Origin of the sequence: Kribbella amoyensis, from assembly GCF_007828865.1 — a bacterium.
Lineage (GTDB): Bacteria > Actinomycetota > Actinomycetes > Propionibacteriales > Kribbellaceae > Kribbella > Kribbella amoyensis.
Window position 1 is genome coordinate 5200409 of record NZ_VIVK01000001.1, and the last position, 25841, is coordinate 5226249.

27 protein-coding genes and 1 riboswitch are annotated in these 25841 nt (G+C 71.3%); of the genes, 23 read left to right on the forward strand and 4 right to left on the reverse strand.

Annotated elements, in window-relative coordinates; translation table 11 throughout:
- The first annotated feature begins 10 nt into the window (after positions 1 to 10).
- A riboswitch (cobalamin riboswitch) is annotated at positions 11 to 137 on the forward strand.
- Positions 138 to 208: 71 nt separating this feature from the next.
- The 9 genes from FB561_RS24330 to FB561_RS24370 all read left to right on the forward strand — a co-directional run bounded on the left by FB561_RS24330 (position 209) and on the right by FB561_RS24370 (position 10317).
- Complete coding sequence (locus FB561_RS24330) at positions 209 to 2245, forward strand: putative cobaltochelatase (RefSeq protein WP_145810603.1); 2037 nt, start codon at positions 209 to 211, stop codon at positions 2243 to 2245.
- Positions 2245 to 2859 carry a cob(I)yrinic acid a,c-diamide adenosyltransferase gene (cobO, locus tag FB561_RS24335; protein ID WP_145810605.1) on the forward strand — a complete coding sequence of 205 codons (615 nt, stop codon included), beginning with the start codon at positions 2245 to 2247 and terminating at the stop codon, positions 2857 to 2859. The genes FB561_RS24330 and cobO overlap by 1 nt, the downstream gene beginning before the upstream one ends.
- Positions 2856 to 4211, forward strand: coding sequence for a cobyrinic acid a,c-diamide synthase CobB (locus tag FB561_RS24340; protein WP_145810607.1), 1356 nt, complete (start codon positions 2856 to 2858; stop codon positions 4209 to 4211). Before cobO ends, FB561_RS24340 begins: the two co-directional genes overlap by 4 nt.
- On the forward strand, positions 4208 to 5647 hold the full coding sequence (gene bluB / locus FB561_RS24345; protein ID WP_145810610.1) for a 5,6-dimethylbenzimidazole synthase: 1440 nt from the start codon (positions 4208 to 4210) through the stop codon (positions 5645 to 5647). Before FB561_RS24340 ends, bluB begins: the two co-directional genes overlap by 4 nt.
- Positions 5644 to 6261, forward strand: coding sequence for an LURP-one-related family protein (locus tag FB561_RS24350; protein WP_145810612.1), 618 nt, complete (start codon positions 5644 to 5646; stop codon positions 6259 to 6261). The genes bluB and FB561_RS24350 overlap by 4 nt, the downstream gene beginning before the upstream one ends.
- 163 nt (positions 6262 to 6424) lie before the next feature.
- Positions 6425 to 7516, forward strand: a complete 1092-nt coding sequence (locus FB561_RS24355; protein WP_238335029.1) for a LolA family protein — start codon at positions 6425 to 6427, stop codon at positions 7514 to 7516.
- Between the two features lies 1 nt (position 7517).
- Positions 7518 to 8552, forward strand: coding sequence for an ABC transporter ATP-binding protein (locus FB561_RS24360; protein WP_238335031.1), 1035 nt, complete (start codon positions 7518 to 7520; stop codon positions 8550 to 8552).
- 76 nt (positions 8553 to 8628) lie between these two features.
- Entirely contained in the window at positions 8629 to 9429 is an 801-nt protein-coding gene (locus tag FB561_RS24365; protein WP_238335032.1) for an ABC transporter permease, read from the forward strand.
- Between the two features lie 60 nt (positions 9430 to 9489).
- A complete protein-coding gene (locus FB561_RS24370; protein WP_145810613.1) occupies positions 9490 to 10317 on the forward strand; it encodes a putative RNA methyltransferase in 828 nt (275 codons plus the stop codon).
- A 110-nt stretch (positions 10318 to 10427) separates the two neighbouring features.
- On the opposite strand, the gene FB561_RS24375 is transcribed toward FB561_RS24370, so the two are convergent.
- Positions 10428 to 11093, reverse strand: coding sequence for an FMN-dependent NADH-azoreductase (locus FB561_RS24375; protein WP_145810615.1), 666 nt, complete (start codon positions 11091 to 11093; stop codon positions 10428 to 10430).
- 120 nt (positions 11094 to 11213) lie between these two features.
- Here FB561_RS24375 and FB561_RS24380 point away from each other — a divergent pair, with 120 nt between their 5' ends.
- Positions 11214 to 11747 carry a MarR family winged helix-turn-helix transcriptional regulator gene (locus tag FB561_RS24380; protein ID WP_145810617.1) on the forward strand — a complete coding sequence of 178 codons (534 nt, stop codon included), beginning with the start codon at positions 11214 to 11216 and terminating at the stop codon, positions 11745 to 11747.
- A 24-nt stretch (positions 11748 to 11771) separates the two neighbouring features.
- On the opposite strand, the gene FB561_RS24385 is transcribed toward FB561_RS24380, so the two are convergent.
- Both FB561_RS24385 and FB561_RS24390 read right to left on the reverse strand, forming a co-directional pair.
- Entirely contained in the window at positions 11772 to 12449 is a 678-nt protein-coding gene (locus tag FB561_RS24385; protein WP_145810619.1) for a response regulator, read from the reverse strand.
- The gene (locus FB561_RS24390; protein ID WP_145810622.1) at positions 12446 to 13705 is read right to left on the reverse strand and encodes a sensor histidine kinase; all 1260 of its coding nucleotides are present in this window, start codon (positions 13703 to 13705) and stop codon (positions 12446 to 12448) included. Before FB561_RS24390 ends, FB561_RS24385 begins: the two co-directional genes overlap by 4 nt.
- A gap of 461 nt (positions 13706 to 14166) precedes the next feature.
- On the opposite strand from FB561_RS24390, the gene FB561_RS24395 reads away from it, so the two are divergent.
- From FB561_RS24395 to FB561_RS24455, 13 genes are all read left to right on the forward strand, one after another.
- The gene (locus tag FB561_RS24395; protein ID WP_145810624.1) at positions 14167 to 15186 is read left to right on the forward strand and encodes an ABC transporter substrate-binding protein; all 1020 of its coding nucleotides are present in this window, start codon (positions 14167 to 14169) and stop codon (positions 15184 to 15186) included.
- A gap of 2 nt (positions 15187 to 15188) precedes the next feature.
- On the forward strand, positions 15189 to 15977 hold the full coding sequence (locus tag FB561_RS24400) for an ABC transporter ATP-binding protein (RefSeq protein ID WP_145810625.1): 789 nt from the start codon (positions 15189 to 15191) through the stop codon (positions 15975 to 15977).
- A complete protein-coding gene (locus FB561_RS24405; protein WP_145810628.1) occupies positions 15974 to 16756 on the forward strand; it encodes an ABC transporter permease in 783 nt (260 codons plus the stop codon). The genes FB561_RS24400 and FB561_RS24405 overlap by 4 nt, the downstream gene beginning before the upstream one ends.
- Positions 16753 to 17841: an Ldh family oxidoreductase gene (locus FB561_RS24410; protein ID WP_145810630.1), complete on the forward strand. Its 1089-nt coding sequence runs from the start codon at positions 16753 to 16755 to the stop codon at positions 17839 to 17841. The genes FB561_RS24405 and FB561_RS24410 overlap by 4 nt, the downstream gene beginning before the upstream one ends.
- Complete coding sequence (locus FB561_RS24415; protein WP_145810632.1) at positions 17841 to 18236, forward strand: RidA family protein; 396 nt, start codon at positions 17841 to 17843, stop codon at positions 18234 to 18236. The genes FB561_RS24410 and FB561_RS24415 overlap by 1 nt, the downstream gene beginning before the upstream one ends.
- 42 nt (positions 18237 to 18278) lie before the next feature.
- On the forward strand, positions 18279 to 19142 hold the full coding sequence (locus FB561_RS24420; RefSeq protein WP_145810634.1) for a fumarylacetoacetate hydrolase family protein: 864 nt from the start codon (positions 18279 to 18281) through the stop codon (positions 19140 to 19142).
- The gene (locus FB561_RS24425) at positions 19139 to 19840 is read left to right on the forward strand and encodes a GntR family transcriptional regulator (protein ID WP_145810636.1); all 702 of its coding nucleotides are present in this window, start codon (positions 19139 to 19141) and stop codon (positions 19838 to 19840) included. Before FB561_RS24420 ends, FB561_RS24425 begins: the two co-directional genes overlap by 4 nt.
- Positions 19837 to 20565, forward strand: coding sequence for an SDR family NAD(P)-dependent oxidoreductase (locus tag FB561_RS24430; protein WP_145810638.1), 729 nt, complete (start codon positions 19837 to 19839; stop codon positions 20563 to 20565). Before FB561_RS24425 ends, FB561_RS24430 begins: the two co-directional genes overlap by 4 nt.
- A 3-nt stretch (positions 20566 to 20568) precedes the next feature.
- Positions 20569 to 22155, forward strand: a complete 1587-nt coding sequence (locus FB561_RS24435; RefSeq protein WP_145810639.1) for an FAD-dependent monooxygenase — start codon at positions 20569 to 20571, stop codon at positions 22153 to 22155.
- Positions 22155 to 22547 (forward strand): cupin domain-containing protein, encoded by a 393-nt coding sequence (locus tag FB561_RS24440; protein WP_145810641.1) that lies wholly within the window; start codon positions 22155 to 22157, stop codon positions 22545 to 22547. The genes FB561_RS24435 and FB561_RS24440 overlap by 1 nt, the downstream gene beginning before the upstream one ends.
- A gap of 1 nt (position 22548) precedes the next feature.
- Entirely contained in the window at positions 22549 to 23463 is a 915-nt protein-coding gene (locus tag FB561_RS24445; protein ID WP_145810642.1) for an amidohydrolase family protein, read from the forward strand.
- A gap of 79 nt (positions 23464 to 23542) precedes the next feature.
- Positions 23543 to 24508 (forward strand): quinone oxidoreductase family protein, encoded by a 966-nt coding sequence (locus FB561_RS24450; protein WP_145810644.1) that lies wholly within the window; start codon positions 23543 to 23545, stop codon positions 24506 to 24508.
- 106 nt (positions 24509 to 24614) lie between these two features.
- A complete protein-coding gene (locus tag FB561_RS24455) occupies positions 24615 to 25307 on the forward strand; it encodes a GntR family transcriptional regulator (RefSeq protein WP_145810646.1) in 693 nt (230 codons plus the stop codon).
- A gap of 60 nt (positions 25308 to 25367) precedes the next feature.
- Here the strand turns inward: FB561_RS24455 and FB561_RS24460 are convergent, their stop codons facing one another.
- Positions 25368 to 25832 carry a PPOX class F420-dependent oxidoreductase gene (locus tag FB561_RS24460; RefSeq protein WP_145810648.1) on the reverse strand — a complete coding sequence of 155 codons (465 nt, stop codon included), beginning with the start codon at positions 25830 to 25832 and terminating at the stop codon, positions 25368 to 25370.
- Positions 25833 to 25841: the final 9 nt, after the last annotated feature.

A 25841-nucleotide genomic window follows, 5' to 3' on the forward strand; every position in this document is an offset into this window, starting at 1 on the left:
CGCCGTGTGCCATGATCTGGCGGACGGCAGTGGAGGAACACCGGTGACCGGCTGAGGCCGGGAGTCCGGGGCGGTCCCGCCACTGTGACCGGGTGATTCCCGGAAGCCAGGACATCTGCCGCCGTCCGCCCGGGAGCGTTGGCGTGCCCGGGTGTGCCGAGTGCCGTTGCGGGCGTGGACACCCGCTGGACGAAGGGAATCGCCGCTGATGCGGTCTGCTCCGACCACTGCCCGTCCTTCGCTGGGCTTCCCGTTCACCGCCGTCGTCGGGATGGACGACCTGCAGCTCGCGCTGGTGCTGGCCGCGATCTCACCGGCCATCGGCGGCGTGCTGATCCGCGGCGAGAAGGGGACGGCCAAGTCGACGGCCGTCCGCGCCCTGACCGAGATCCTGCCCCCGGTCGACGTGGTCACCGGCTGCCGGTTCTCCTGCGACCCGGGCGACCCCGATCCCGACTGCCCCGACGGTCCCCATGACGCCGCTGCCGCTGCGGTGCGACCCGCGCGGCTGGTGGAACTGCCGGTGGGCGCGACCGAGGACCGGGTACTCGGCTCGCTGCACCTGGAACGCGCGCTGGCCGAGGGCATCACGGCGTACGAGCCGGGGTTGCTCGCCGCCGCGCATCGCGGGCTGCTGTACGTGGACGAGGTCAACCTGCTGCACGACCACCTGGTCGACGTCCTGCTGGACGCGGCCGCGATGGGCCGGGCGACCGTCGAGCGGGACGGGGTGTCGGTGACGCACCCGGCGCGGTTCGTCCTGGTCGGGACGATGAACCCGGAGGAGGGCGAGCTCCGGCCACAGCTGCTCGACCGGTTCGGCCTGACCGTGGACGTGGTCGCGAGCCGGGATCCCGCGGTCCGGGTCGAGGTGATGCGGGCACGGCTGGCGTACGAGGCCGACGCGGCGAGCTTCGTCGGCCGGTACGACGCCGCGCAGCGCGAACTCGCCGAGCGCATCGTCAAGGCGCGGAGCCTGCTGGCGGACGTGATCCTGACCGACCCGGCGCTGCGGCAGATCGCCGAGATCTGCGCCGCCTTCGACGTGGACGGGATGCGGGCGGACCTGGTCACCGCGCGGACCGCGGTCGCACACGCGGCCTGGTCGGGGCGGACCGTGGTGGAGGTGGAGGACGTCCGGGCCGCGGCGAAGCTCGCCCTGCCGCACCGGCGGCGGCGCAACCCGTTCGACGCGCCCGGGCTGGACGAGGAGCAGCTCGAGCAGGCGATCAACGACAGCATGCCGCAAGACCCGGACGACGATCCCGACGGTGGTCCCGACGGCGGTCCCGGGGGTGGCGGGCCTGAGGGTGGTCCGGATGATGGCGGGCCGGATCGTGATGGGTCGGACCGCGACTCCGCGTCCTCCGGCGCCGACGACGCGAACAACGCCGAGCAAGCTGGCGCGGCGCCGGCCGGGCAGGTCGCGGCCAGTTCCGAGCCGTACAAGGCGCGCCTGCTCAGCATCCAGTCGGCCGGGACCGGGGTCGCCGGCCGCCGGTCGCGCGCGATCACCGAGGTGGGCCGCGTCGTCGGCGACCGCGTCCGGGTCGGGCGTGAGTCCGGCCGCCCGCATCTGCTGGCGACCCTGCGCAACGCGGCGCCGCACCAGCGCACCCGCGGCCGGACCGGTCCGGGTCTCGCCGTGCGGCCGGCCGACGTCCGGATGACGGTCCGCGAAGGCCGCGAGGGCAACCTGGTCCTCTTCTGCGTCGACGCGTCCGGCTCGATGGGGACGAAGAAGCGGATGGGCGAGGTGAAGACGGCGATCGTCTCGCTCCTGCTGGACGCGTACCAGCGCCGCGACACGGTCGGCCTGGTCACCTTCGCCCGCACCACGGCCACGGTCGCGCTGCCGCCGACCGGCAGTGTCGAGACCGCGGTTCGCCGGCTCGAATCCCTGCCGACCGGCGGGCGGACCCCACTGGCCGAAGGTCTGCTGCAAGCGGCCGACGTCCTGCGAATCGCCGCGATCCGCGATCCGCGCCGCCGGCCGATGCTCGTCCTCGTCACCGACGGCCGGGCGACCCAAGGTGAGAACGCCTTCGCCCGGGCTCGTCAGGCCGCCGGGTGGATCGCGGCGCAGGGGATCGCCACGATCGTCGTGGACTGTGAGTCACGGCGTGGCGTCCGGCTCGGGCTGGCGGCAGAACTGGCCGGCGACCTCGGCGCGGAGTACCTGGATCTGGGCGAGGTCGCGGCGGGTCACCTGGTCCGCGCGGTGACGGAACGGCGGGCCGCCTGATGCCGCAAGGACAGCCGACCGAGGTACCGAAGGACGGTCTGACCACCCGGCAGCGGCGGAACCGGCCGTTGCTGATGGTGCACACCGGGGAGATGAAGGGGAAGTCGACCGCCGCCTTCGGGATGGCGTTGCGCGGCTGGAACCAGGGCTGGAACATCGGCGTGTTCCAGTTCGTCAAGAGCGCGAAGTGGCGGGTCGGCGAGGAGAGCGCGTTCAAGGCGCTCGGGCAGTTGCACGAGGCAACGGGTCAGGGTGGTCCGGTCGAGTGGCACAAGATGGGCGAGGGCTGGAGCTGGTCGCGCAAGAGCGGCACCGAGGAGGACCACGCCGCCGCCGCGCTGGAGGGCTGGCGGGAGATCCAGCGCCGGATCGCGGCCGAGGCGCACGACCTGTACGTGCTGGACGAGTTCACCTATCCGATGAAGTGGGGCTGGGTCGACGTCGACGAGGTGGTCGCGACGCTGACGGACCGGCCGGGCCACCAGTACGTGGTGATCACCGGCCGGAACGCCGATCCACGGTTGCTCGCCGCGGCCGATCTGGTCACCGAGATGACCAAGGTGAAGCATCCGATGGACGCGGGGCAGAAGGGCCAGAAGGGGATCGAGTGGTGATCCCGCGGATCGTCGTGGCCGCACCCGCCTCGGGGGCCGGCAAGACGACGGTCGCGGTCGGGCTGATGGCGGCCCTGCGGAAGGCCGGGCACACCGTGGCCGGGTTCAAGGTCGGCCCGGACTACATCGATCCCGGCTTCCACGCCGTCGCGACCGGGCGCCCCGGCCGCAACCTCGACGCGATGCTGTCCGGCGAGGAACGCGTCGCACCGTTGTTCACCCACGGCGCGGCGGGGGCGGACATCGCCGTGGTCGAGGGCGTGATGGGCCTGTACGACGGCGCCCTCGGGACCGACGGGTTCTCCTCCACGGCCCATGTCGCGAAGTTGCTCCGGGCCCCTGTCGTCCTGGTGGTCGACGCCTCGGCGGCCGGTCGCAGTGTGGGTGCCGTGGTCCAGGGATTCGTTGCCTTCGACACCGAGGTACGGATCGTCGGGGTGATCCTGAACAAGGTCGGCTCCGACCGGCACGAGGCCGAGGTCCGGGCCGGGGTCGCCCCGACCGGTGTCCCGGTGCTCGGCGTTCTCCGCCGCGATACCAGGCTGACCGTCCCGAGCCGTCACCTCGGCCTGGTTCCCGCCGACGAGCAGAGGAGTCAGGCGGACACCGCGGTCGAGGCGGCGGCCGAGCTGGTTCGCGCGGGTGTCGACCTCGAGGCATTCGTCGCTGCGGCGAGCGCGGCCGTGCCCTTGGAGACGGACGTGTGGGACCCGGCCGATGAGGTCGCCCCGGCCGAGGCGGGCAGGCCGGTGATCGCGATGGCGGGCGGGCCGGTCTTCTCCTTCCGGTACACCGAGACGGCCGAGCTGCTGACCGCGGCCGGTGCCGAGGTGGTCACGTTCGACCCGTTGCACGACCAGTTGCCCGAGGCAACCGCCGCGCTGTACCTCGGGGGCGGCTTCCCGGAGATGCACGCCGAGGCGCTCTCCGCGAACGTCGCCCTGCGGGACCAGGTGGCCGGTGCCGTCGCGGGCGGTCTGCCCGTGATCGCCGAGTGCGCCGGACTGCTCTACCTGTGCCGTGAGCTGGACGGGCACCCGATGACCGGCGTCCTGCCTGCCGTGGCGCGGATGACGAGCAAGCTGACGCTGGGATACCGGACCGCCATCGCCGCGAGGACGACGGCGTTCTTCGACGAGGGACGGCGCGTCCGTGGACACGAGTTCCACCGCACCGAGGTCGTCGCGGACGACGGCGACTCACCCGCTTGGTACCTCCCGGGCGGCAGCACCGAAGGAATCACCCGGCCGACCGTGCACGCGTCGTACCTGCATCTGCATTGGACGGCGACACCGGACGTCCCCGCTCGTCTTGTAGCGGCAGCGCGGATCCACGCGGGGCTGGAGAAGTGAGCCTGGTCCTGGGGATCGGCCTGCGCGCCGGGACGTCGTACCGCGAGCTTCGCGACCTCGTCCACGATGCCGTGGGCGCGTCCGCGGTGAGCCAGGTGATCACGGTCGAAGGCAGAGAGACCGAGCCGGGTCTGCAGCGCCTCGTGGCGTCGCTGGGTGCGCAACTGTTCACGGCGACTGCGGCGGACCTTGCTGCCCAGCAGGTCCCCACACCGAGCGAGTCGGTGGACCGCTTGACCGGTACTGCGAGCGTCGCCGAGGCCGCGGTCCTCCTGAGCGGTGCGGAGCTTGTCGTGCCGAAGCGCCGGTCCGCCCGAGCAACGGTCGCGGTCGGACGACTCCCGGACGACGTACCGCGGGTCGCGCCCGGCTACCCGCCGCGGGATCGGGACGTGGTGCACCGGGTGATCGCGGAACGCCGTGACGTACGCCGTGGCTTCCTGGACCGGCCGATCGACGACGACGTCCTCACCCGGGTCCTGGAGTCCGCGCACCGTGCACCCAGTGTCGGGCTGAGTCAGCCGTGGGACTTCCTGCTCATCCGGGACGAGGCGACCCGGCGGAAGGTGCACGACCTGGCCGTGGCTCAGCGGGACGCGTTCGCGGCGTCCTTGCCGGCCGATCGTCGGTCCGCGTTCGACGGGCTGAAGATCGAGGCCATCCTCGACACCCCGCTCAACATCGCCGTCACCTGCGATCCAGGGCGCGGTGGACGGCACGTACTGGGGCGGCACGCCGATCCGCGGACCACCTGGTTCTCAGCGGCGATCGCGGTGCAGAACTTGTGGCTCGCGGCGCGTGCTGAGGGACTCGGGGTCGGCTGGGTGTCGTTCTTCGAGCCGGGTGAGGTCGGGGCGGTCCTGGATCTCCCCGCGCACGTGGAGCTGCTCGGGTACCTCTGTGTGGGACACGTGGAGGAGTTCGCCGCTGCGCCCGAGCTGGTCCGTACTGGTTGGGCGGCGTGGCGCCCGTTGACGTGGGCGGTTCACCACGAAACCTGGGGACAGCGCGGACTGCCGGGGGAGACGGCGAGCCGTGCGGTCGCCGTACGGGATGCCTCTGCTGCTGCGGAGGGAGCTGTGCGGCTCGGTAGCGGACGGGAGGTCGTCCGCGTCGTGGTACTCGATGGTGGAGAGTCGGCCGAACACCTCGTGGCAGCGGAGGCGCTGGTCGTCCAGCTGGGTGGCGGGCGGCCCACTGCGGACTTCGGGGTGCTGTGGCGACCTGCTAGGACCGAGGACGAGGCGGTGGAGTTCGGGGTGGAGGTTGCGCGCGATCTGATCCTGCAGGGAGCCGGGGAACTGCGGGTGGAGTGCCCGGGTGACTCCGAGCTGGCAGACGGGTTCGCGCGGGGGCTTCGGTGGGGCGGGATCGCGTGCGGGGCAGCTGTCGTTCGTGGGGGTGAGCCGCGCGGGGTGTCAGACTCGTCGGCATGACTGTGCCACCCAATGGTTCCCAGCCGCAGTACGTGCCCGCCTTCACGATCCGGCAGCGGATCACGATGATGGCGAACAAGTACGAGATCGCGGTCCTGCAGCCGGACGGTTCCGAAGGCCGGCGACTCGCCTTCGCACAGCAGAAGCGGATGGCGCTGAAGGAGCAGGTCACCTTCTACACCGACGACACCAAGTCGCAGGTGGTGTTCTCGTTCAAGGCGCGCAAGAAGATCGACCTCGGCTCCGGGTACGACGTGCTCGATGCCGAGGGGCAGCCGATCGGCTGGTTCAAGAAGGAGTTCGGCAAGAGCTTGATGCGGTCCAGCTGGCAGCTGACCACGCCGGCCGGACTGCACGCCGACGGCACCGAACGCAGCGCCGGGATCGCGGTGCTGCGGCGGATCTGGGACCTGGTGCCGTTCATCGGCGAGATCCCGATCCCGTTCATCTTCCACTTCGACTTCACCGACCGGACCACCGGTGATCCGGTCTTCTCGGTCGAGCGCCGGCTCTCGGTCCGCGACCGCTACTCCGCGCACGTCAAGGACCACCGCCTGGACTTCCGGGTCGCGGCCGCGATGACGGTGGCGCTCGACGCCCTCCAGAGCCGCTGATCGCCCGGTGGGACCAGGCGGCCGGGCGACGTAGTACCAGGGGTGTACGTGGGGTGGCGGTGGGTTCACTCTTTTGGGTGAACCGTCCCCGCGGCGCTTGGATCCGGGTGGTCGCGGTGCGAGTCTTGGTGACATGGGTACAACGAGGGGCAGTCGACGGTGGTTGGTTCCCATTTCGGCGATCGCGCTGGTCGCGGGCGTGGGAGCGTTCGGGCCGATGGTCGCGGACGCGTCTCCCGACCTACCCGAACTGACGGCGCAGGACCTGCTCACCCGGGTGCAGACCGCCAAGGTCGACGGGCTGAGCGGGACGGTCCGCTCGGCAGCGGATCTGGGGCTGCCCGCGCTGCCCGGCGTCGAGGACGGCCACGGTGACCGCGGTGGCGTGCCCGACCTGCTGAGTGGTGAGCACACCGCCCGCGTCGCGTTCGCCCAGCCCGACAAGGCCCGCGTCTCCGTGCTCGACGACATGGCCGAGCGCGTCCTGACCACCGACGGCAAGACCGCCTGGGCGTACGACTCGTCCCAGCGCGAGGCCCGCAAGTACGTGCTGCCGGCCCGGCCCGCGAAGCCGGAGGTGGCGCCCGAGCGCGAGGCGTACGACCCGCAGGCGGTGGCGAAGAAGTTCCTCGCCGCGATCGACCCGAGTACCAAGGTCGAGGTCACCGGCACCGAGAAGGTCGCCGGCCGGGACGCTTACAAGCTGCGCCTGGTGCCGCGGACCGACAAGACCACGGTCGGATCGGTCGAGCTGGCGATCGACTCGAAGAACTGGGTCCCGCTCGAGGTCACCGTCAAGCCGCGCACCGGCGACGACCCGGCCCTGCGGGTCGGCTTCACGTCGGTCTCGTTCGACGTCCCGTCGGCCGGCACGTTCGCCTTCACCCCGCCGAAGGGCGTGAAGGTGACGGAGAAGACGGTCCCGGCGCCCCGCGAGCACAAGGCCACCCCGAAGTCCGTCACCCCCAAGCCGGGGACGCCGAAGGCCACGCCGCCGGCGCGCGGTGACCGGCCGGACGTGGTCGGCCAGGGCTGGGAGAGCGTGGCCGTGCTGCACGACGCGAAGATCACCCCGGGCAACGGTCCCGTCGACCAGTTGCTGGCGAACGCCCGCACCGTGCAGGGCAGTTGGGGCTCGGGCAAGATCCTGACCAGCAAGATGGTCAGCGCGCTGATCACCGACGACGGCCGCATCCTGGTCGGCCTGGTCACTCCCGACACCCTCGTCGCCGCCGCGCCCAAGGCTCCGCGCTGACGTGACCACCCCACCCACCGGTGGACCCAGCCCGACCCCACCTGCCGACGCCGACCCGACCAGCTCCACCACCGAGTCACTGCCCGCGCCCTCGGCGACCGATGACCGGCCGCCGGTGGTGACGCGGGGTCTGACGAAGCGGTTCCGGGGTGGGCAGGTGGCGGTGGACGCCATCGACCTGGAAGTTCCGGCCGGAAGCGTCTTCGGGTTCCTAGGGCCGAACGGCTCGGGCAAGACGACCACGATCCGGATGCTGCTCGGCCTGATCGCGCCGACGGCCGGGTCGGTGGAGTTGCTGGGCGAGGCGATGCCGGCCCGCCAGCTGTCCGTCCTGCCGCGGGTGGGCGCGTTGGTGGAGGGACCGGCCTTCTACCCGTTCTGGACCGGGCAGGCGAATCTGCTCCGGTTCGACGCGGCCGACCGGACCGCCGACCCGCGGACCAGGAAGGCGCGGGCGGGGGAGGCGCTGGAGCGGGTCGGGCTGTCGAACGCCGCCGGGAAGAAGGTCCGGGCGTACTCGCTCGGCATGCGGCAGCGGCTGGCGATCGCGGTCGCGCTGATGCAGCGGCGGGAGTTGCTGGTCCTCGACGAACCGACCAACGGGCTGGATCCGCAGGGCACTCGCGAGGTCCGGCTGCTCATCCGCGAGCTCGCGAACGACGGCACCACGATCTTCACCTCGACCCACCTGCTGGCCGAGGTCGAGCAGGTCTGCACGCACGCCGCGGTGATGAGCCGCGGCCGGCTGGTCCGCCAGTCCACGATGGCCGAGCTCCGGTCCGAGCTGCGACCCCGGCTCGTCGTCCGGACCCCGGATCTCGGCCGCGCGGCGCAGACCCTGGCCGGGCTGGGCGTCACCGATCTCCGCCAGACCGAGGAGACCGTGGACGGCGATCCGGGGGAGCTGCCGATCGACAAGTTCGCCGCCGCCCTGGTCGCCGCCGACGTCCGCCTGCACGGCTTCACCCTCGAACGCCCCAGCCTCGAAGAAGCCTTCGTCGCCCTGACCGGAGAGGGCTTCGATGTCGCCGAATAGCCCGACCTCAGCAACCCCCGCGAGTCCACGCCTCGCCCGGACGATCAGTACTGGGCCGAGTGCGGGGCGGCATGCGGTGGCCTTGTTCCGGTCCGAGTTGCACCTGGTGTTCGGGCGGGCTCGGACGTGGGTGTTGCTGGGAGTACTTGCCGCGGTGCCCGTGATGGTCGGGGTCGCGATCCGGCTGTCCGGGTCCTCCGGGGACGCCGAGGGGTTCCTCGGCCAGGTCGCCGGGAACGGGTTCTTCCTCGTCGTCGCGAGCCTGGCGTTGTCGTTGCCGTTCTTCCTGCCGACCGCGGTCACCGTCATCTCCGGCGAGTCGCTCGCGGGCGAGGCCAGTCTCGGCACCCTGCGGAATCTGCTCACCGCCCCGGCCGGCCGATCGCGGCTGCTCGCGGCGAAGATGGTCGCGCTCGCCGTGTTCTGCCTGGCCGCGACGCTGACGATCTGGGTGTCCGGCCTGATCGCCGGGTTCCTGCTGTTCCCGGTCGGCGACGTCACGCTGCTGTCCGGATCGACGGTGCCGCTGGCCGAGGGACTGCTGCGGGCCCTCGGGATCGCGGTCGTGATCGCCGCCTCGTTGCTCGGCCTGGCCGGGATCGGGTTGTTCGTCAGCTCGCTCACCTCGACCCCGCTGGCGGCGATGGCGGCGACGTTCGGCGCGTTCATCGTGTTCGGGATCCTCGGCGCGATCCCGCAGATCGACGTGATCCACCCGTGGCTGCTGATGTACGGCTGGACCTCGTTCGCTGACCTGCTCCGCGACCCGCCGTACTGGGACGCCATCCAGCGCAACCTGCTGCTCCAGGCCGCGTACCTGGCGGTCTTCTACGCCGCGGCCTGGGCCCGCCTGACCAGCCGCGACATCAACGGCTGACCCACAACGCCGCAGACCCCGGGCGCCGGTTGACCGAGGCAGGCGGGGGACAATGGTGCGATGCTCCCCGACCTGGTCTCCGTCCTGCGCTGCCCGATCTGTGGGGCGGACCTCGGGCTGGTCGGCCGGACCGCGCGGTGCGATCGGGGCCACGCCTTCGACCTGGCCAAGCAGGGGTACCTCAACCTGTTGCCCTCGGCATCCACCGGGATCGACGGCGACACCGCGGAGATGATCGAGGCGCGCGGTACGTTCCTCACTGCCGGCTGGTACGAACCGATCCGGGCCGCCCTGATCCGCGTGACCCCACCGGGTGACGGCCTGGTCGTGGAGGTGGGAGCGGGTACGGCGTACTACCTGGCCGGCGTCCTCGGCGCATCACCAGGCCGGCCGGGAATCGCGCTCGACGTCTCCAAGTACGCCGCGCGCCGAGCCGCCAAGGCGGATCCGCGGATCGGCTCGGTGGTCTGCGACGCCTGGCAGGAACTGCCGATCCAGGATCACGCGGCCGAGGTGATCCTCGACGTGTTCGCGCCCCGCAACGCGCGGGAGATGGCGCGCATCCTGGCCCCGGGCGGCACCCTGCTCGTCGTCACCCCGAACCAGCGGCATCTCGGCGAGCTCGTCGACGTCCTCGGCCTGGTCAAGGTGGACGAGGAGAAGGAGCGCCGGCTGGTCCGGTCGCTGACCGGATTCGAGCAGGTCGCCGCGGAGTCGGTCGAGGTCACGCTGCGGCTGGACCATCGCTCGATCGAGCACCTGGTCGCGATGACGCCAAGCGCGCGGCATCTGGAGCGGGAAGAACGCGCAGAACGGATCAAGGCACTCGCGGACCCGGCAGCGGTGACGCTCTCGGTCACGGTGTCGTGCTGGCGCCACACCGGCTGATCAGGTGGCCGCGGGGGTGCCGGCTCGAGCTCGGCACTCACGGGCGACCTTCAGCGGGTCGGCCGGTCCACTCGTATCACCCGGTCAACGGACCGGGCTGACGCAGACCGTCAGGCGGCTGCTCCGGTGAGCCGGCGGGCCACCTGGGTGCCGTGCCGGCCGGCGTGGTCGAGGGCGGCCTTCTCGGACTCCTTGGCGGCCTCGATCAGTTCCTCCATACCCGGCGTGACCGGAGCCAGGGTCAGCTCCGCCTCGGCCTTGTGGACGTCCATCTGGAAGACCTCGCCGAAGATGCGCTCCAGGTACGGCGTCGCGTGGTCCCAGCCTTCCCGCGGCGTGCCCGGGCCGTACCCGCCACCGCGCGCGAGAGTGAGGATGAGCGGCCGGCCGGCGACGTCCCCGCCGCGCTGCAGGCCCTGGTCGGTGAGCAGGACGTCCATCCACCCCTTGACGTGCTGGGCGATGCCGTAGTTGTACAGCGGGACGGCGAGCAGGACCGCGTCGGCCGCCTTGAACTCGGTCAGGATCTCCTCGGCCACGGCGTTGGCCGCCGCCAGGTCGGCGAACTCGGCGTCGCCGGGGGCCTCCCAGCCGAACCGGTCGGTGATCAGCGTCTGCCAGACGCCGGCCGGGACCGGGTGCTTGCCGAGGTCGCGCCGGACCACGACGCCGTCCGGGTGCTCGGCCCGCCAGGCGGCCTCGGCGCTGTCGGCCAGGGCGCGGCTGACGGAGCCGTCGACGCGGATGCTCGCGTCGACGCGAAGGAGGGTGGTCATATCTCGTTCCTCTCCAGAAACGGGTGAGGGTCGGCTCGTCGTTGAGCTGTCCCGAAGATAGTCTGTGAAGCAGAACATATTCAAGTCAGACCGTATTCCACGCCCCGGGCACCCCGTACGATGGATTCCGTGACCAGTCCTTCGCCCGAAGTGCGAGCCCGCGGCGCGGCCGGTACGTCCGTCGAGGCGGACCTCGGCTGGGCGCTCGGCGTGGTCTTCCGTCGGTACGCCAAGCGCGCTGCCGCGGCGCTGGAGGACGTCCCGGGCGGCCCCCGGGGGTACCAGGTGCTCGCCACGGCGAACGCCGAAGGGCCACGGCGGCAGTTGGAGCTGGCCGGTCACCTGGACGTCGACCGGACGGTGATGACGTACCTGCTCGACGACCTGGAGAAGGCCGGCCTGGTGCAGCGTCAGCCCGATCCGGCCGACCGGCGCGCGCGACTGATCGTGCCGACCGAGCAGGGCCGCGAGACGCTCTGCGACCTGGAGCGCCGGCTGCGGGAGGCCGAGGACGAGGTGCTCGGTGGCCTGGACGACGGCGACCGGCTCGTCTTCCGGATGCTGCTGCAGCGCGTCGCGATCAGGGCGAACAGCCAGGACCCGGTCCACAACGCGTGCAACGTCGCCGACGAGACCCTGCTCCCCGGCGACTGAGGTGAGGCTGAGCGCGACCGGCGCTCAGCGCAACGGCACGAAGCCCGACTCGTAGGCCAGGATGACCGCCTGGGTCCGGTCCCGCGCGCCCAGCTTGGCCAGCAGGTTCGCGACGTGGGTCTTGATGGTCTGTACTCCCAGCACGAGCTCGGCCGCGATCTCCGCGTTCGACAGGCCCCGCGCCATCAGCCGGAGTACCTCCTGCTCCCGCTCGGTCAGCTGGTACTGGTCCAGCCCCGTCGGCTGCGCCTGCTCGCTGACATGCGCGAGCGCCAACGCCCTGATCGCCTCCGGGAAGAGCAGCGACTCGCTGCCCGCCACGGTCCGGATCCCCGCGACGATCTCGTCCGGGGGAGTGCGCTTCAGCAGGAACCCGGACGCGCCCGCGCGCAACGCGTCGTACACGTAGTCGTCGTTCTCGAAGGTGGTCACCACCAGCACCCGGGGTGGGGACTCGAGTCCGTCGAGCAGCAGCCGGGTCGCCTGGATGCCGTCGACCGCGGGCATCCGGACGTCCATCAGCACCACGTCGGGCCCGGTCCGGCGGACCACCGGCAGCACCTCGGCGCCGTCCCCGGCCTCGCCGACCACGTGCAGGCCCGGCTCGGCGTCGATGATCGCGCGCAGTCCGCTGCGGATCAGCGGTTCGTCGTCGACCACGACCACGCGGATGTCGGCGCTGCTGTTCCCCGAGGTGCTCACTGGCGTCCTTTCGTGGTGACGGTGACCGGCAGGGTGACGGCGAGCCGCCAGCGGCCGGCGGCCGCTCCTGCCTCGACGGTGCCCTGCAGTACGGAGACCCGTTCACGGATCCCGGCGAGGCCGCGGCCGCCGCCGGAGTGGTCGGACGGGCCGGTGACCGGGTTCGTCAGTTCGAGCAGCAGCCCGGTGCCGTCCAGGCTGATCGACAGCTCCACCTCGACCTGGTCGGCGGGCCGCCCGGCGTGCCGGATCGCGTTGGTCAGGCCCTCCTGGACGATCCGGTACGCCTCCCGCGAGACCGCGGCGGGCAACTCGTCGAGCTCACCCGAACGCCGGACGTCGACGGTGATCCCACCGGCCCGGGTCGCCTCGACCAGACGGGCCACGTCGCCGAGGGTGGCCTGCGGAGCCGTCTCGGTCCCGGGCCGGCGATCGTCGCGGAGCAGGCCGAGGACGTGATCGAGATCGGCGAGGGCGGCCCGCGCCGACGTCTCCATCGCGGCCAGCGCCGTCTCGGCGAACGCGGGATCGGTACCGAGTACCCGGCGGGCGGCGGCGGCCTGGATCGTCACCAGGCTCAGCGCGTGGCCGACGCTGTCGTGCAGCTCCCGGGCGAGTCGGTTGCGTTCGGCAAGTGTAGCGGTCCGGCGTTCGAGCAGCTCGATCCGCTCGGCCGGGGTCGGACCGAGGAAACGTGGCGCGGAGTACGCGAGCAGGGCGCCGAGAGCGGAGGACAGCAGGAAGAGCGCGAGCAGTCCGGCCAGCGCGGTCGCGGGCATCCACAGGTCGGTCCAGCGGCCGGCCACGTGGTACGAGATGCCGTCGATCAGGTCGTACCTGCCGGCGTCGCGGAAGGGGGCCGTGAGCAACACGGCGCCCAGTCCGACGACCACCGTGGTGAGGAAGCCGATCAGGCCACCGGCGACCAGGTGCAGGCAGAACCAGACGGCGGTCCGCCGGCGTTGCGGCCAGGTCCGGGCCGGGCCGAGCGGCCGCTCCTCGAACCGGACCCCGAGCAACGACTCGACCGCGATGCCCTCCACCTCGCGGACCGCGGGCAGGATGCCGAGCAGCACCGGCGGCACGACCACGACCAGCGCGCTCAGGATCCCGGTCGGGACCGGGTGCAGGTTCAGGTCGTCGATCAGCGCCACCAGCGCGCTGTCCACCAGGATGAACGCCAGGACCAGGGCAGCGCCGAGCAGCAGGTAGACCCAGCGCAGGTACGTCGACCCGCGCGCCAGCACGTTCGCCACCCGGACATCCTGTCAAAGCCCGCGGTCAGGCCCTTCACTCCACGGAGGGAATGTCGCCCTGATCCCGGCGGCGCCCGGACCCCGGGGGAAGAGGTGAGCCGCCGGTGCGGAAGGGTGGGCGCGGTGACCGGCGGAAGGAGGTGGCTCGTTCCCGGGACGAGAGCGTTCCCATGACCTGAGTCACAGTCCGTGGCCGGGTTTACACAAATTTGAACCAATCAGCCAGTTTCGGCCCGGCTGGGCGTCGCGGTCTGCTGTCCGGGCAGGTACGGTCTGTGGTCGGGGCGGGATGCTCGTCCAGGACGGACAGGCATGGGGAACGGCTCCAGGACGGGCGGCAACCCGGGCTCCGCGGGACCAGATTCGGTGGACGTAAAGACACCGTGAAGTCCCCCGGGGGCCGATTGACCGGCCTTCCATATTTGATGTTTGATCAAATATCGGAGAGGAGATCATCCGGCATGAGGTTCAGACGTGCAGCCGTCGCAGGTGTGGCGGTTCTCGCGCTCGCTCTAGCGAGCGCGTGCAACGACAACGGCAGCACCAGCGGTGACGGCGGCGAGAACCTGGAGAAGGTCAGCTACCTCACTTCGTTCAACTTGTTCGGCCGCGAGGCCTACGCTTATGTCGCCCTCGAGAAGGGCTATTTCAAGGACGCCGGCTTCGACGTCACCATCAACCCGGGCTCGGGCACGGTCGACGTGATGAAGCTGGTGGCCGGCGGCCAGGCCGACTACGGCATCGGTGACTTCACCGGCACCGTCATCACGATGGGCAAGCAGAAGCTCCCGGTCACCACCGTCGGCATGATCCACCAGCGTTCGCTGGCCGCGATCGTGGCGCTGCAGGGTGGCTCGATCACCAAGGCGGAGGACCTGGTCGGCAAGAAGATCGGCGACCAGCCGGGCTCCACCAACACGGTGATGTTCCCGCTCTACGCCAAGGCCGCCGGGATCCCGGCCGACCAGACCAAGTTCGTGCCGAACCCGCCGCCGCAGCTGCCGCAGTTGCTCGCGGCCGGCACGGTCGACGGCATCGGCCAGTTCGTGGTCGGTGTGCCGCTGGTGGAGAAGGCGGACCCGAAGAAGCGCAAGGCGGTCGTGCTGCCTTACGGCGACAAGCTGCCGGACCTTTACGGCAACGCGATCATCACCCGCAGCGACCTGGCCAAGGACCACCCGGACCAGGTCAAGCGGTTCACCGGCGCGCTGCTCAAGGGTCTGCAGGACGCCATCGACGACCCGGAGGGGGCGGCGAAGACGATGAAGAAGTACGCGCCGAACCTCGACGTCGACGTGGCCACCCAGGAGCTGAAGCTGATGAAGGAGTACGTGAAGCCGGAGGGCTTCACCGGCCCGCTCGGCGACGTGGACACGGCCCGGGTGCAGAAGGTGATCGACGCTCTCGTCGACGCCAAGCAGGTCGGCACCGACATCAAGCCGGCCGACGTGGTCGACGGCGCGTTGGCGCCGAAGGGCTGAGCATGATCAAGCTGGACGGCGTGGGGCAGGTCTTCGAGGGACGCGGGGGCCGGGTCCAGGCTCTCGAGGGGATCGACCTGCACGTCCAGGAGAACGAGTTCGTCACGTTGATCGGCCGGTCCGGCTGTGGCAAGTCCACGCTGCTCCGGCTGATCGCGGGCCTGCTCAGCCCGACGTACGGCGGGGTCGCGGTGGCGGGGGACGCCGTCACCGGACCGCGCCGGGACGTCTCGTTCATGTTCCAGCGCCCGGCCCTGCTGCCGTGGCGCTCGGTGCTGTCGAACGTGATGCTGCCGGTGGAGATCAGCGGCGGCGACCCCGACCAGGGGATGGACCTCAAGCGGTACCGGGACCGCGCGCACGAACTCCTCGGCCTGGTGGGGCTGGAGGGGTTCGAGCGCCGGCTTCCGCACGAGCTGTCCGGTGGGATGCAGCAGCGGGTCTCGCTGTGCCGGTCGCTGATCCGGCGGCCCAAGGTGATGCTGATGGACGAGCCGTTCTCGGCGCTCGACGCGCTCACCCGGACCGAGTTGTCCGAAGAGCTGCAGCGGATCCAGATGGAGCTGGCCACCACCATCGTCTTCGTCACCCACTCGATCGAGGAGGCCGTCGTCCTGGCCGACCGGGTCGTGGTGCTGACGCCGCGGCCGGGCCGGTTGCGCGAGATCGTCGAGATCGACATCCCGCGGCCGCGCAGTCTCGGCCGGAACGCGCACCTCACCGAGGTGGCCGAGATCAGTGGCCACCTGCACGAGCTGCTGTCCGAGAAAGTGGTGGACACGCCCCGATGAGTACCAGATCGTCCTGGCTCACCAGCTCGCGCTCGGCCGCGATCCTGCTGCCGTTCGTCGGGGTGCTCGGCATCTTCGCGGTGTGGTGGCTGGCCATTCTCGTGTTCGAGATCGAGCCGTTCCTGCTGCCCAGCCCGGCGGACGTGGTCGCCAAGTTCCTCGAGCAGCCCGGGTACCTGCTGCAGCAGACGATGGTGTCGTTGCTGGAGACCCTGGTCGGGTTCGTGCTGTCGATCCTGATCGGTGTCCCGATCGCGCTGCTGATCGTCCGGTCGGTGATCCTGGAGCGGCTGGTCTATCCGCTGCTGCTCGCGATCAACGCGATCCCGAAGATCGCGATCGCGCCGCTGCTGGTGGTCTGGTGGGGTTTCGGCCCGCTGCCCAAGGTGGCGATGGTGGTGCTGATCTGCTTCTTCCCGATCGTCATCTCGACCGCGCAGGGGATGAAGTCGACCCCGGCCGAACTGGTCGAACTGCTCCGGTCGCTGAAGGCGAGCCGGTTCCAGGAGTTCTTCAAGCTGCGCTTCACCTACGCGCTGCCGCAGGTGTTCACCGGGCTCAAGGTGGCGATCTCACTGGCCGTGATCGGGTCGGTGATCGGTGAGTTCTCCGGCGCCACCCAGGGCCTCGGGTTCGTGATCTGGACCTCCGGCGCCTCCGCCGACACCCCGCTCGCGTTCGCCGCGATCGGCCTGCTCAGCATCATGAGCATCGTCCTGTTCTACGGCCTGGTCCTGCTGGAGCACCTCTGGTTGCCCTGGGCCCAGGAGAACCGATGACCGCGCAGGCGTCGGACGCCGACCGCCGCGTCCTGGTCCGCCCGGCCTGGCTGGAGGCCACCGTCTCGGCGGTCTTCACCTCGCTCGGGTTCGACCCGGCGGACGCGGCCCAGATCGCGCACGCCCTGGTCGACGCGGAACTGCGCGGTGTCAGCTCGCACGGCATCCTGCTCGTCCCGATGTACGTCGAGCGCCTGAACGCCGGCGGGGTCACCCGGGAGCGCGAGCTGGACGTCCTGCACGACGCCGGGGCCGCGATCGTCGCGGACGCGCGCGGCGGGATGGGCCAGCTGACCAGCCCGCAGGCGATGGGGCTCGCGATCGAGCGGGCCGGCCGGTACGGGATCGGTCTGGTGTCGGTCCGGAACGCGCACCACTTCGGCGCCGCCAGCCGGTGGGCCATGCAGGCCGCGGAGGCCGGCTGCCTCGGCGTCGCGATGTCGAACACCACGCCGTTGATGCCGGCCCCGGGTGGCGCCGAGCGGATCGTCGGCAACAACCCGCTGGCGATCGCGGTCCCGACCCAGGCCGGCCCGGAGATCGTGCTGGACATGGCCCTGTCGGCCGTTGCCCTGGGCAAGATCCGGCTGGCGGCCTCGGCGGGCCGGCCGATCCCGGACAACTGGGCGACCGACCCGGACGGCGTGCCGACCACCGACCCGGAGGAGGCGGTGCTCGGGATGCTGCTGCCGGCCGCCGGGCACAAGGGATTCGGGCTGGCGCTGATGATCGACGTGCTCACCGGTGTCCTCAGCGGTGGCGGCTGGGGCGACGAGGTCCGGCCGCTGTACCGGGAGCCGGACCGGCCGAACGACTGCGCCCACCTGTTCCTGGCGATCGACCCGGAACTGCTGGGCGGGATCCAGCAGTTCCGGCGCCGTTCGTCCGACCTGGCCGAGCGGGTGCGGGGGAGTGCGACCGCGCCGGGGGTGGACCGGCTGTACCTGCCGGGCGAGATCGAGGCGGAGCGGGCGCGCCAGCAGCGGCGGACCGGCGTACTGATCGAGCGGTCGGCGCTGGACGGGTTGCTGGCCGCGGCGCAGGCGGTCGGAGCTGTGGTACCGACCGGAGGGGAGCAGAACTGATGCCGAAGACCCAACTCACGAGCGAGGCGCTGCGAACGCCGAACGGGGTGTTCTCGCAGGCCACCACGATCGAGGCGACCGGCCGGCTGGTGTTCGTCTCCGGGATGACCGCCCGGCGTCCGGACGGCAGCATCGCCGGTGTCGGCGACGTGGCCGAGCAGACCCGGCAGGTGCTGGATAACGTCCAGGCCGCGGTCGCGGCGGCCGGCGGCACGCTCGACGACGTCTGCCGGGTGGACGTGTACGTCCGGAACATGGAGGACTTCGCCAAGATCCACGAGGTCCGGGCCCGGTACTTCCGGGAGCCGTTGCCTGCCTCGACCCTGGTCGAGGTCAGCAAGCTCGCGGATCCGGACTACCTGATCGAGATCTCCGCGATCGCGGTGATCCCATGACCGGGGTGGGTGAGCGCATGCGCGGCGTCGAATGGGTCTGAGATGCGTTTCGTGACCGTGACGTACGCCGGGGTGGACCGTCCCGGCGTGGTCGAGGACGCCGTGGTGGCGTTGCTCCCGTACCCGGACCTGACCGACGTGGTCGTGGCCGGGATCGATGCCGTCCGCAACGAGCTGGCCGGGGCCGAGCGGGTCCCGTTCGAGCCGGGCATGCTGCGGGCTCCGCTGCGCCGGTTCCGCCGGGACATCCTGTGCACCGGCTGGAACTACTGGGACCACTTCGAGGAGTCGAAGGGCAAGCGCGAGGGCCAGGACGTCGACCGGCCGGATCACCCGACCTTCTTCACCAAGGGACCGGACGTGGTGGTCGGGCCGAACGACCCGATCGCGTACGACCCGGTGATCTCGGCCAAGTGGGACTACGAGGCCGAGCTCGCGCTGGTGATCGGCAAGGCCGGGCGCAGCATCAAGCCGGCCGACGCGCTCGGCCACGTCTTCGGGTACACACTCGCCAACGACGTGTCCCAGCGGGACCTGCAACGGCAGCACGGCGGCCAGTGGCTGAAGGGCAAGAGCATCGACAACACGATGCCGCTCGGCCCGTGGATCGTCACGCCGGACGAGCTCGGTGATCCGCAGGACGTTCACCTGCAGTGCCTGGTGAACGGTGAGGCGCTGCAGGACGCGTCGACCAAGCAGATGGCGTACGACATCGCGACGTTGATCAGCGAGCTGTCGTTCGGGATGACGCTGCGGCCGGGCGACCTGCTGCTCACCGGGACGCCGGCCGGGATCGGCAACGCCCGCGAGCCCCAGGTGTTCCTGAAGGCCGGCGACGAGGTCGTCACCCGCGCGGACAAGATCGGCGAGCTGCGCAACGTCCTGGTACCCCAGGAGCTGGCGTGACCAGCCGGCTGGAGCTGCTGCCGGGCGGCGGCCGTGGCGGGCGGCGGACGCTCGCCGAGACGGCCGCGGCCGAGTTGCACCAGCTGATCCTGTCCGGCGAGCTGCCGAGCGGTACGCCGCTGCGGCTGGTCGAGCTGGCGAGCCGGCTGGACATGAGCCAGATGCCGGTCCGCGAGGGACTCCGGCGGCTGGAGGCGCTCGGGCTGGTCGACATCATCCCGCACCGTGGCGCCTGGGTCCGCGAGCTGTCGCTGGAGGACCTGCACGACACCCACGAGACCCGGCTCGCCCTGGAGAGTCTGGCGATCCGGGCCGCCGCCGAGCACTTCGGCGAAGAGGACGAGCAGAAGGCCGTCGTCGCGCTCGCCGACCACCTGCGGCTGTCCCGCGCGGAGGACTCGATCGGGGCCCGGCAGGCGCACGCCGACTTCCACTTCGCGCTGTACCGCGCGGGTGGCTCGCAATGGCTGGCCCGGGCGATCGAGCCGGTCTGGCAGAACAGCGAGCGGTACCGGTTCGGCAGCCGGCAGACCGTGATCCAGATCGAGCGGAACCGGCTCGAACACCAGGCGATCCTGGACGCGTGCGTGGCCCGCGACCCGGAGGCCGCCGAGCAGGCCCTGCGCAACCACCTGGCCGGCGCCGTTCAGCGGATCACCGAGACGATGACCTCCAAGCAGCAGAAGGAGCCGTCGTGAAGGTGACCTTCGACGCGACCGGCGAGGTCGTGGTGATCACGGGCGGCTCCCGTGGAATCGGCGCCGCCCTGGCCGAAGCAGTGGTGGCTCGCGGCGGTACCGCGGTCGTCCTCGACGTCGTGGAGCCGCGCGGCGAGGGCATCGCGTACTACGAGGTCGACGTGGCGGACCGCGAGGCCGTGTTCAAGGCGATCGGCAGTGTGGTCGAGCGGTACGGGCGGATCGACGGCCTGGTCGCGGGCGCGGCCGTCCAGCCCCGGGCCGCGGTGATCGACCTGGACCCGGCCGAGTGGACGCACACGCTCAAGGTCAACCTGGACGGAGTGGTCTGGGTCTGCCAGGCCGTGATCCCGCATATGGTTGACCGGGGCAACGGGTCGGTGGTGGTGTTCACCTCCGGCCTGGCCTCGACCGGGTTCCCGCACGCGGCCGCGTACGCGTCCAGCAAGGCGGCGCTGAGCGCGTTCGCCCGGACCCTGGCCGCCGAGGTGGCCGAGCACCGGGTCCGGGTGAACCTGATCGCGCCGGGCGTCGTCGACACCGAGCAGTTCCGGTCGGCGAATGCGGGCGCGGACCTCGACCACTGGCGTGACACCACCGGCATCGGCGACCCCGCGGACGTGGTCGGCCCGCTGCTGTTCCTGCTGTCCGACGCGGCCGCGATGACCGGGTCCCTGCTGACCCGCGAACGCGCGTTCGCCAAGCTCGACGACTTCACGGAGTGATGCGTGGCCTCGACTGACCAACTCCCCGTCGCGGTCGTGGGCGCCGGGCCGATCGGCCTGACGACCGCCCTCGGCCTGGCGCACTACGGCGTGCCGTTCGTGCTGCTCGAGGAGGACGCGGTGCTGTCCTCCGACACCAAGGCGGGCACCACGTTGTCGCGGACGCTGGAGATCTGGGACCGGTACGGCTGCGTCGACGAGATCCTCGCGGCCGCGTTGCGGATCGACGAGATCGGCGACATCGACCGGGCCACGAACACGCCGCGCGCCTCGGTCCAGCTGGCCGAGCTGGTCAACGACACCCGGTTCCCGTTCGTGGTCAACCTGCCGCAGACCAAGATGGAGCCGATCCTCGCGGCCGCGCTGGAACGGACCGGGAACACCGTGCGGACCCGGACCAAGCTGGAGTCCTTCGCGATCGAGGACGACCGGGTCGTCCTGGAGGTGTCGACGCCGGCCGGACCCGAACGGATCGAGGCGTCCCACCTGCTCGCGTGCGACGGCGGCCGGAGCCGGATCCGGGACGCGCTCGGCGTGGCCGTGACCGGTGAGACGCTGCCCGAGCGGTACATGCTGATCGACGTCGTGGTCGACCTGGACGTGAACAACGCCCGCGACTACCCGTACCTGGCGTACTTCGCGGACCGGTCCGAGTGGATGGTGCTGATCCGGCAGCCGGACAACTGGCGGTTCCTGTTCCCGCTGGCCCAGGGCGCCGAGCCGCCAGGGGACGAGGACCTGCTGGTCAAGGTCAAGCAGTTCATCGGCGAGGTGGACCGGATCGAGTTGCTCGGCACGGTCATCTACAACGTGCACCACCGGGTCGCGGACGAGTGGACCCAGGACCGCAAGGTCTTCCTGATGGGCGATGCGGCACACCTGATCACGCCGATGTGGGCGCTCGGCCTGAACACCGGCGCCCTGGACGCGTCGAACCTGCCGTGGCGGCTCGCCTGGGTCCTGCGGGGCTGGGCCGGGCCGGAACTGCTCGACGGGTACGAGCAGGAGCAGCGTCCGGTCGCGATCAACGGGTCGGGCGAGATGGCGGAGGCGGCCCGCAAGTACATGTCGCACGAGCGGGGCGCGGTGACAGCCGGCTGGAGCGACTGGGCCACGGCGTACACGCGGACGTTGCTCAGCGTCCGGCTCGACGTCGAGGGACACGGTGACTGGTCGATGGTGATGACCAGTGCCGAGCCGCCCGCGGTCCGGGCCGGCGACCGCGCTCCCGACCTGTCGCTGCACGGTCCGTCCGGCCGGGAGACGATCCACGGGCTGTGCCGGGACTCGTTCGTGGCGCTGTACTTCACCGACGTCCGGCGGCGGCCGGAGCTCCCGGTGAACGACTCGCCGGCGCTGAAGCACTACGCGATCTCCCGCTGGGACGCCCCGCTCGACTCGGGCCTGCGGGACCGGTCCCTGTTCGACCCGGGCAGCGTGGCGACCGAGCGGTACGGCGTACCGGCCGAGACGGTCGTCCTGGTCCGGCCGGACGGCCACGTGGCGGCCGTCGCGCCGATGCGGCCCGGGATCGCCGAGGAGCTGTACACCCGGGTCACCGGGCGGCCTGTCCCACGGGAGGGTGAGTGATGGCGTCCTTCGACGAACCGCTGCGCGAGGTCCTGCTGCAGACGGACGACCTGGAGTGGGTGGAGAAGTCGCTGGCCGGGCTGTCCCACAAGATGCTCTGGCGCGACCCGGAGACCGAGGCGTCGATCGCGCTGGTCCGGTTCGAACAGGGCAGCGGGATCCCGTCGGAGCACAAGCACGCCTCGAACCAGTTCATGTTCTGCCTGTCCGGGCGGTACGTGTACCTGCCGACCGGGACCACGCTGACCAAGGGCAGCTTCTACTGGAACCCGAAGGGCGTCGTCCACGGTCCGACGCTGGCCGAGGAGACGTCGATCCTGCTCGAGGTGTACGACGGGCCGCACTACCCGGAGCGGCCGTCCTTCTACGACAACGACGAGGACGCACGCTGACATGACCGGCTGGGACGTGCACACGCACCTGATCCCGCCCACGGTGCTCGCGGCGGCGCATCGGGGCGAGTTCGGGCTGGCGGCCGACGCGGAGTACCTGGTCGTCGACGGCCACGAGAAGCTGCCGCTCGGCAAGCTCGGTGACCCCGCGGCCCTGCTGACCTGGGTCGACGAGCAGGACCTGGACGGTGCCGTCGTCTCCGTACCGCCCGCGCTGTTCCGGTACGACCAGGGCATCGAGTGGGCCGCGCTGGTGAACCAGGGTCTGCGCGAGCTCGCCGGTCCGCGGATCCGGGTGCTCGCGCATCTCCCGTTGCTCAACGCATCGGCTGCCGCGCTCGCGGCCGCGCTGGGCGAAGAGGGGATCTTCAGCGGCTTCGCGCTCGGTACTCCGGGGTTCGCGGGCCTGGATCCGGTCTGGGAGGTCCTCGACCGGTTGCGGGCGTTCACGCTCGTCCATCCGGGGCACAGCCGGGACCCGCGGCTGGACGCGTTCTACCTGTCGAACCTGCTCGGAAACCCTTACGAAACAGGGCTTGCGGCGGCCGAGCTGGTGTTCACCGACGTGCCGGCGAGGTACCCGGGGATCAAGTTCTGCCTGTGTCACGGCGGTGGTGTCACCGCCGCGCTGGCCGGGCGCTGGCAGCGGGGGATCGACACCGCGCGGCCGGGGATCGAGCCGCCGTCGCTGCCGGTGATGGAAGCCCTGCAGCGGTTCGCGGTGGACGACCTGGTGCACGATCCGGCCGTCCTGACGTTGCTAGAGGCAACCTTCGGCCAGGTGCTGGCCGGCAGCGACTGGCCGTTCCCGATGGGCAGCGACGACCTGGACCGGCGCCGGGCCGGGACCGCCGAGGCACTGACCCGGCCGCTCGGCCTGGTCGAGCCGCTCGACCAGGAGGTGGCTCAGCCGTGAGACGAGCTTTTCGGCAGGGCCGACCTGTGATCAGATATCAAATGTTTGCGGCGGTAGCGGGGATGAGTGGGGTGGACGGATGAACGCGCGACTGGGCACTGTGCTGCGCAGCTACGGTCCCGGCCAGCAGCTGAAGGCCGAAGAGGCCGAACTGACGGTGGGGCCAGGGGAGACCCTTGTCGAGCTGCAGGTCGCTCCGGTGACGCAGCTCGACCGGACGGTGCTGGCAGGCAAGCTCGCCCAGCAGTTGCAGCCTCCGTTCGTCCCGGGGACCGAGGGCGCGGGAGTGGTGCTGGAGTCCGGCACGCACGCCGCCGGCTCCCGGGTACTGATCCGCGGAGGCGGCGTCGGCGTCTCCCGGCCGGGGACGTGGGGCACGCTCGCCGTCGTACCGGACGGGTCCGTGCACCCGCTGCCCGACGAACTGGACGCCGCCTCGGCGATGGCGTTGCTGGCGTCCGCGCTGACCGCCCACACGGCGGTACGGCGGGTCGCCCAGGTGGTTCCCGGCGAGACGGTCGTGGTGACGGGGGCGACCGGTCTCGTGGGACGCCTGGCGGCCGCCGTGGCCCGGTCGGCGGGGGCGGCCAAGGTGATCGGACTCGCCCGCGCCGGGGAGTCCGCCGACCCCCTGCACGGGCTGGTCGACCAGGTGGTCCGGGTCGACGAACTCGGCCAGGTCGGGCGCGAGCTGCCGTGGTGCGACGCCGTGATCGACACCGTGGGCGGTCCGGTGACCAGTGGCGTGATGAGCCACATCACGCCGGGCGGCCGGGTCGCCGTCCTCGGGTACACGGCCGGCGAGTTCGCCACCCTCGACCTGCACCAGCTGATCGGCCGGGACCTGCGGGTCCTGCCGGTCAACATGCAGCGGACCGTGATCGAGCCGGGCGCGGTCACCCAGGTCCTGGCCGACATCGCGCCGGCCCGGATCGCGGTGGAGCTCGAGCTGATCCCGGCCACCCAGGCGGAGGCGGTCCTGGACCTGCTGTCCCGGGGGACGCCGGAGCGCCGGGTGCTGCTGGACCTCACCCGGCTGCGGTGACCGGCCGGCGGGGAAACTCCGGTTGGAGTGACCGGGAAAGCCGATCCACCGCTACGGTTACCTCCCAGACGTGTGTGCAGAGCAACGGAGAGGCAGCCCGCAGCAGATGACCCGACGACTCGAGCTCACCCCCGGGGGACCCAGCGGCCGGCGCACCCTCGCCGAGGAGGCCGCAGCCGAGTTGCACGAGCTCATCCTGTCCGGCGAACTGCCGAGCGGGACCGCGTTGCGGCTGGAGGAACTGGCCAAGCGGCTGGACATGAGCCAGATGCCGATCCGGGAAGGGCTGCGCCGGATGCAGGCGCTCGGGCTGGTCGAGATCGTGCCGCACAAGGGGGCCTGGGTCCGCGAGTTGTCGATGGACGATCTGCGCGACACGCACCAGACCCGGCTCTCGCTGGAGACGCTGGCGGTCCGCGCGGCGGCGACCCGGTTCTCCGACAGCGACGCCTCGCTGGCCCGCACCGCGTTGGCCGAGCACGTCCGGTTGTCGAAGGCGGGCGACATCATCGCCTCCCGGCAGGCACACACCGAGTTCCACTTCGCGATCTACCGCGCGGGCGGTTCCCGCTGGCTGCCGCGGGCGATCGAGCCGGTCTGGCAGAACAGCGAGCGGTACCGGTTCGGGTCCCGGCAGACCAAGGCGAGGATCGAGCAGACCCGGCGCGAGCACCAGGCGATCCTGGACGCGTGCCTGGCGCACGACGAGAGCGGTGCCGAGACGGCGTTGCGCTCGCACCTCGAGGGCGCGATGCAGCGCATCACCCAGACGATGGAACGGCGCTCGAAGAAGTCCTGACCCGTCCTTCTCACTTTCCTGGAGAAGGACGGATCGGCCTGTTCGGCTGGTTCGGTCGGTTCAGTCGGCGAGGCGGGCCGGGAAGCCGCCGGTGGCGATCGGGCTCCAGCTCGTCGGGGTGATCCGGATCAGGCACTTGCCCTGCTTCACCATCGCCTCGCGGTACTCGTCCCAGTCCGGGTGCTCACCGGAGATCGCGCGGAAGTAGTCGACCAGCGGCTCGACCGCGTCCGGCAGGTCGATCACCTCGCCGGTCCCGTCGACCTGGACCCAGGCGCCGTTCCAGTCGTCGGACAGCACCAGCACGCTGGTCCGCGTGTCCCGGTGCACGTTCTTGCTCTTGGCCCGCTCCGGGTACGAGGAGATGACGATCCGGCCCTGCTCGTCGACCCCGCCCGACACCGGCGAGGCCTGCGGCGACCCGTCCTGGCGGCGGGTGATCAGCAGCATGTGGTGACGCGGCCGGACGAACTCGAGCAGCCCGGCCAGGTCCGTGGTGGTGTTGGTCGCAATCGATCTCGGCATACCCCAACC

Excerpts from the sequence above, each read along its gene's own strand:
- FB561_RS24330 (WP_145810603.1), top strand. The coding sequence starts at position 209 with ATGCGGTCTGCTCCGACCACTGCCCGTCCTTCGCTGGGCTTCCCGTTC.
- cobO (WP_145810605.1), top strand. The coding sequence starts at position 2,245 with ATGCCGCAAGGACAGCCGACCGAGGTACCGAAGGACGGTCTGACCACC.
- FB561_RS24350 (WP_145810612.1), top strand. The coding sequence starts at position 5,644 with ATGACTGTGCCACCCAATGGTTCCCAGCCGCAGTACGTGCCCGCCTTC.
- FB561_RS24370 (WP_145810613.1), top strand. The coding sequence starts at position 9,490 with ATGCTCCCCGACCTGGTCTCCGTCCTGCGCTGCCCGATCTGTGGGGCG.
- FB561_RS24375 (WP_145810615.1), bottom strand. The coding sequence starts at position 11,093 with ATGACCACCCTCCTTCGCGTCGACGCGAGCATCCGCGTCGACGGCTCC.
- FB561_RS24380 (WP_145810617.1), top strand. The coding sequence starts at position 11,214 with ATGGATTCCGTGACCAGTCCTTCGCCCGAAGTGCGAGCCCGCGGCGCG.
- FB561_RS24395 (WP_145810624.1), top strand. The coding sequence starts at position 14,167 with ATGAGGTTCAGACGTGCAGCCGTCGCAGGTGTGGCGGTTCTCGCGCTC.
- FB561_RS24400 (WP_145810625.1), top strand. The coding sequence starts at position 15,189 with ATGATCAAGCTGGACGGCGTGGGGCAGGTCTTCGAGGGACGCGGGGGC.
- FB561_RS24405 (WP_145810628.1), top strand. The coding sequence starts at position 15,974 with ATGAGTACCAGATCGTCCTGGCTCACCAGCTCGCGCTCGGCCGCGATC.
- FB561_RS24410 (WP_145810630.1), top strand. The coding sequence starts at position 16,753 with ATGACCGCGCAGGCGTCGGACGCCGACCGCCGCGTCCTGGTCCGCCCG.
- FB561_RS24415 (WP_145810632.1), top strand. The coding sequence starts at position 17,841 with ATGCCGAAGACCCAACTCACGAGCGAGGCGCTGCGAACGCCGAACGGG.
- FB561_RS24420 (WP_145810634.1), top strand. The coding sequence starts at position 18,279 with ATGCGTTTCGTGACCGTGACGTACGCCGGGGTGGACCGTCCCGGCGTG.
- FB561_RS24440 (WP_145810641.1), top strand. The coding sequence starts at position 22,155 with ATGGCGTCCTTCGACGAACCGCTGCGCGAGGTCCTGCTGCAGACGGAC.
- FB561_RS24445 (WP_145810642.1), top strand. The coding sequence starts at position 22,549 with ATGACCGGCTGGGACGTGCACACGCACCTGATCCCGCCCACGGTGCTC.
- FB561_RS24450 (WP_145810644.1), top strand. The coding sequence starts at position 23,543 with ATGAACGCGCGACTGGGCACTGTGCTGCGCAGCTACGGTCCCGGCCAG.
- FB561_RS24455 (WP_145810646.1), top strand. The coding sequence starts at position 24,615 with ATGACCCGACGACTCGAGCTCACCCCCGGGGGACCCAGCGGCCGGCGC.
- FB561_RS24460 (WP_145810648.1), bottom strand. The coding sequence starts at position 25,832 with ATGCCGAGATCGATTGCGACCAACACCACCACGGACCTGGCCGGGCTG.